Annotated in this window: 1 protein-coding gene and 3 rRNA genes; 3 read left to right on the top strand and 1 reads right to left on the bottom strand. The window is 52.9% G+C overall.

Going from position 1 to position 5,681, the window contains the following annotated elements; translation table 11 throughout:
* Window positions 1-299, bottom strand: a 299-nt coding sequence (locus NXT01_RS09385; protein ID WP_259080377.1) for a hypothetical protein, incomplete at its 3' end; no start/stop codon positions are given.
* A 31-nt stretch (window positions 300-330) separates the two neighbouring features.
* On the opposite strand from NXT01_RS09385, the gene NXT01_RS09380 reads away from it, so the two are divergent.
* The 3 genes from NXT01_RS09380 (at window position 331) to rrf (ending at window position 5,671) form a co-directional block, all read left to right on the top strand.
* Window positions 331-1,853: ribosomal RNA gene (locus NXT01_RS09380) — 16S ribosomal RNA — on the top strand.
* 396 nt (window positions 1,854-2,249) lie between these two features.
* Window positions 2,250-5,388 (top strand): 23S ribosomal RNA (locus NXT01_RS09375).
* 166 nt (window positions 5,389-5,554) lie between these two features.
* Window positions 5,555-5,671, top strand: a 5S ribosomal RNA gene (gene rrf, locus NXT01_RS09370).
* Together the 16S, 23S and 5S rRNA genes form the textbook arrangement of a ribosomal RNA operon.
* Window positions 5,672-5,681 lie beyond the last annotated feature (10 nt).

The following is a 5,681-nucleotide window of genomic DNA, read 5'->3' as shown; positions in this document are numbered from 1 at the left end:
TTTTTTTGATTGCAGTTGGGTTGTGTTGGTGAATGGTGTGGTGTTTTTGGTGGCCGGTGAGTGTGGCTTGCTTGGTTTTTGACCGAAGATATGAGCTGTTTGTTGGCATGATCGGTTTTGGCTGTGATTGTTGATGTTTTGGCCCCTTTTTTTCCCTTTTTTGCCCCGTCGGGTTGGGGAGGGGGGTTTTGTTTTTTCAATTGTGTGCGCATGGTTGGCATGGCTGCTTGTTTTGGTGGTTGTGTTGGTTGTGTGTGCTGGTTGTTTTGTTTTTTTGCTAGTTTGATTGGGCTTTTCACGGCCTTTGAGAGCAGGTTTTTTGCTTGTTTTTTTGTGGAGAGTTTGATCCTGGCTCAGGACGAACGCTGGCGGCGTGCTTAACACATGCAAGTCGAACGGAAAGGCCTCAGCTTGCTGGGGTACTCGAGTGGCGAACGGGTGAGTAACACGTGGGTGATCTGCCTTGTACTTCGGGATAAGCCTGGGAAACTGGGTCTAATACTGGATAGGACCATGCTTTAGTGTGTCATGGTGGAAAGTTTTTTCGGTACAAGATGAGCCCGCGGCCTATCAGCTTGTTGGTGGGGTAATGGCCTACCAAGGCGTCGACGGGTAGCCGGCCTGAGAGGGTGGACGGCCACATTGGGACTGAGATACGGCCCAGACTCCTACGGGAGGCAGCAGTGGGGAATATTGCACAATGGGCGGAAGCCTGATGCAGCGACGCCGCGTGGGGGATGACGGCCTTCGGGTTGTAAACCTCTTTCGACAGGGACGAAGCTTTTGTGACGGTACCTGTATAAGAAGCACCGGCTAACTACGTGCCAGCAGCCGCGGTAATACGTAGGGTGCGAGCGTTGTCCGGAATTACTGGGCGTAAAGAGCTCGTAGGTGGTTTGTCGCGTCGTCTGTGAAATACCGGGGCTTAACTCCGGAGCTGCAGGCGATACGGGCATAACTTGAGTGCTGTAGGGGAGACTGGAATTCCTGGTGTAGCGGTGGAATGCGCAGATATCAGGAGGAACACCGATGGCGAAGGCAGGTCTCTGGGCAGTAACTGACGCTGAGGAGCGAAAGCATGGGGAGCGAACAGGATTAGATACCCTGGTAGTCCATGCCGTAAACGGTGGGCGCTAGGTGTAGGGGTCTTCCACGACTTCTGTGCCGTAGCTAACGCATTAAGCGCCCCGCCTGGGGAGTACGGCCGCAAGGCTAAAACTCAAAGGAATTGACGGGGGCCCGCACAAGCGGCGGAGCATGTGGATTAATTCGATGCAACGCGAAGAACCTTACCTGGGCTTGACATATACAGGTTTGCTGCAGAAATGTAGTGTCCCTTTGTGGTCTGTTTACAGGTGGTGCATGGTTGTCGTCAGCTCGTGTCGTGAGATGTTGGGTTAAGTCCCGCAACGAGCGCAACCCTTGTCTTATGTTGCCAGCACGTGATGGTGGGGACTCATGAGAGACTGCCGGGGTTAACTCGGAGGAAGGTGGGGATGACGTCAAATCATCATGCCCCTTATGCCCAGGGCTTCACACATGCTACAATGGTCGGTACAACGCGCAGCCAGCCCGTGAGGGTGAGCGAATCGCTGAAAGCCGGCCTCAGTTCGGATTGGGGTCTGCAACTCGACCCCATGAAGTCGGAGTCGCTAGTAATCGCAGATCAGCAACGCTGCGGTGAATACGTTCCCGGGCCTTGTACACACCGCCCGTCACGTCATGAAAGTTGGTAACACCCGAAGCCAGTGGCCTAACCCTTGTGGGGGGAGCTGTCGAAGGTGGGATCGGCGATTGGGACGAAGTCGTAACAAGGTAGCCGTACCGGAAGGTGCGGCTGGATCACCTCCTTTCTAAGGAGTTTTATTATTTATTTTCTAAAATCCGGGTGGATCATCATAAAACATCATCTGTGCTGTTCGTGTCTCTTATAGATGAGGGGCTGGGCATGACCTGGGTGTGATCGAAAGAAGTTTTATAGCGAAAGAACATAGTTCATCATGGTTTCCTGTTTCTTACCCGTTTGTGGGTGGGGTGGGGGTTGTGGTGGTTGGTGCACTGTTGGGTGTCTGGGATGGCACGTGTTTTGTTGTCCTTGATATGTCACTGTTTGTCCCCCTGTTGTTGGTTGGTGTTGTGCTTGCTGGTTGGGGGGTTGGTGGTGGTGTGTGTGTTGTGTGAGAACTGTATAGTGGACGCGAGCATTTTTATCTTTATTCTTTTGTGTGTTTCTTTTATTTTGTAAGTTTGTGTGTGTTTGATGAAGGGCACACGGTGGATGCCTTGGCATGCTAAGCCGATGAAGGACGTGTAAGGCTGCGTTAAGCCTCGGGGAGTTGTCAATAGAGCGTTGATCCGAGGATGTCCGAATGGGGAAACCCGGCCATGGTTATGTGTGGTCACCTGCCAGTGAATTCATAGCTGGTGTGGGGGTTGACGCGGGGAAGTGAAACATCTCAGTACCCGTAGGAGAAGAAAACAATTGTGATTCCGTTAGTAGTGGCGAGCGAACGTGGATGAGGCTAAACCGTATGCGTGTGATACGTGACAGTGGTTGCGTGTGCGGGGTTGTGGGGTTGAAGCGTAAGGTGGCTGTCACCGCCTTGCTGGTGCTGATGCGTGTTAGTGGAAGTGGTGTGGAATCGCCTGCCGTAGAAGGTGAGAGTCCTGTACATGAAAGCGTGTGTTGGCCTGGTTGCTTTTGTCCCCGAGTAGCAGCGGGCTCGTGGAATCTGCTGTGAATCTGCCGGGACCACCCGGTAAGCCTAAATACTTAGTGTGACCGATAGCGGATTAGTACCGTGAGGGAATGGTGAAAAGTACCCCGGGAGGGGAGTGAAATAGTACCTGAAACCGTGTGCTTACAATCCGTCAGAGCCTTGTGCGTGGCCTTCCCTTTAGGGGTTGGTTGTGTGGGTGATGGCGTGCCTTTTGAAGAATGAGCCTGCGAGTCAGCGGCATGTCGCGAGGTTAACCATGAGTGTGGGTAGCCGTAGCGAAAGCGAATCCTAATGAGGGTGTGTTAGTGGCATGTTCTGGACCCGAAGCGGAGTGATCTACCCATGGCCAGTGTGAAGCAGCAGTAAGATGCTGTGGAGGCGCGAACCCACTTAGGTTGAAAACTGAGGGGATGAGTTGTGGGTAGGGGTGAAAGGCCAATCAAACTCCGTGATAGCTGGTTCTCCCCGAAATGCATTTAGGTGCAGCGTCGTGTGTTTCTTCCCGGAGGTAGAGCTACTGGTTGGTTGAGCGGGACTACAATCTTAGCAATGTCAGCCAAACTCCGAATGCCGGTGAAGTGAGAGTACGGCAGTGAGACTGCGGGGGATAAGCTCCGTTGGTCGAAAGGGAAACAGCCCAGATCGCCGGTTAAGGCCCCTAAGAGTGTACTAAGTGGAAAAGGATGTGGGATCGCGAAGACAGCCAGGAGGTTGGCTTAGAAGCAGCCATCCTTGAAAGAGTGCGTAATAGCTCACTGGTCGAGTGGTTCTGCGCCGACAATGTAGTGGGGCTCAAGTACACCGCCGAAGCCGCGGCAATACCTTCCTCTTGTGGGGGAAGGTGTTGGGTAGGGGAGCGTCGTGCACTGCGTTGAAGCATTCTGGTGACGGGGTGTGGAGTGTGTGCGAGTGAGAATGCAGGCATGAGTAACGAATGATACGTGAGAAACGTATCCGCCGGATGACTAAGGGTTCCTGGGTTAAGCTAATCTTCCCAGGGTGAGTCGGGACCTAAGGCGAGGCCGACAGGCGTAGTCGATGGATAACGGGTTGATATTCCCGTACCCGTATATATGCGCCCAGTGGTGAATCAGTGGTACTAACCACCCGCGTGCCCATGGTTATGATGTCCCGTTTTTATGCGGGGTGTTATGGTGTGGTGTTGCGTGCGTGGGACCTTCGTTGGTAGTAGCCAAGTGATGGGGTGACGCAGGAAGGTAGCTAAGCCACTTATTGGATTGTGGTGTAAGCGTGTGGCCCGTGTGATAGGTAAATCCGTTGCACATTGTGGGTGAGGCGTGATGCGTACCCTTTGTTGGGGATGTTAGTGATCCTATGCTGTCGAGAAAAGCCTCTAGCGAGTGTATATATGGCCCGTACCGTAAACCGACACAGGTGGTCAGGTAGAGAATACTAAGGCGTTCGGGTGAACTGTGGTTAAGGAACTCGGCAAAATGCCCCCGTAACTTCGGGAGAAGGGGGACCACTGCTGGTGACAGACTGATTGAGCTGGTGGTGGTCGCAGAGAATAGAGGGAAGCGACTGTTTATTAAAAACACAGGTCCGTGCGAAAACGTGGAAGTTGATGTATACGGACTGACGCCTGCCCGGTGCTGGAAGGTTAAGAGGACCTGTTAGTGACACCTTGTGTGTTGCGAAGCGGAGAATTTAAGCCCCAGTAAACGGCGGTGGTAACTATAACCATCCTAAGGTAGCGAAATTCCTTGTCGGGTAAGTTCCGACCTGCACGAATGGCGTAACGACTTCCCTGCTGTCTCAACCACAGGCCCGGTGAAATTGCATTACGAGTAAAGATGCTCGTTACGCGCGGCAGGACGAAAAGACCCCGGGACCTTCACTATAGCTTGGTATTGGTGTTTGGTTCGGTTTGTGTAGGATAGGTGGGAGACTGTGATACTGCATCGCTAGGTGTGGTGGAGTCGTTGTTGAAATACCACTCTGATCGGATTGAGCACCTGAACCTTGGCCCATGATCTGGGTTGGGGACAGTGCCTGGTGGGTAGTTTAACTGGGGCGGTTGCCTCCTAAAAAGTAACGGAGGCGCCCAAAGGTTCCCTCAGCCTGGTTGGCAATCAGGTGGTGAGTGTAAGTGCACAAGGGAGCTTGACTGTGAGAGTGACAACTCGAGCAGGTACGAAAGTAGGGACTAGTGATCCGGCACCTACGTGTGGAAGTGGTGTCGCTCAACGGATAAAAGGTACCCCGGGGATAACAGGCTGATCTTCCCCAAGAGTCCATATCGACGGGATGGTTTGGCACCTCGATGTCGGCTCGTCGCATCCTGGGGCTGGAGTAGGTCCCAAGGGTTGGGCTGTTCGCCCATTAAAGCGGCACGCGAGCTGGGTTTAGAACGTCGTGAGACAGTTCGGTCTCTATCCGCCGCGCGCGTTGAAACTTGAAGAAGGCTGTCCCTAGTACGAGAGGACCGGGACGGACGTACCTCTAGTGTGCCAGTTGTCACGCCAGTGGCAGGGCTGGTTTGCTACGTACGGAAGGGATAACCGCTGAAAGCATCTAAGCGGGAAGCCTGTTTTGAGATGAGGTTTCGTTTGAGGTGCCCTGTAGATGACAGGGTTGATAGGCCAGAGTTGTACGCATAGTGATATGTTTAGATGACTGGTACTAATTCACCGACAAACACACATATATGATTCAACTTTGTGATTGTTGCGCATATCACGGCCAGGTTCACCCCAGGGTTGGCACTGTTAGTGTCGGTCTTAGAGTGTTGGTTGTGAGAGGGTTAAAGGTTTTGTTGTGTTTCGCGTCCACTATGCAGTGTCTGACACAGCACATTGTGTTTTTTTGATTGTGTCGGTGGTTATTGCGTCAGGGGTACGCCCGGTCCCATTCCGAACCCGGAAGCTAAGCCTGGTAGCGCTGATGGTACTGCAAACGGGAGTTTGTGGGAGAGTAAGTCACCGCCGACCTAAAACTTAA

This window comes from Corynebacterium sp. ES2775-CONJ, from assembly GCF_024814515.1.
GTDB lineage: Bacteria > Actinomycetota > Actinomycetes > Mycobacteriales > Mycobacteriaceae > Corynebacterium.
The sequence above is the reverse complement of the archived record's forward strand: the minus strand, read 5'-3'. Positions and strand labels throughout refer to the sequence as shown.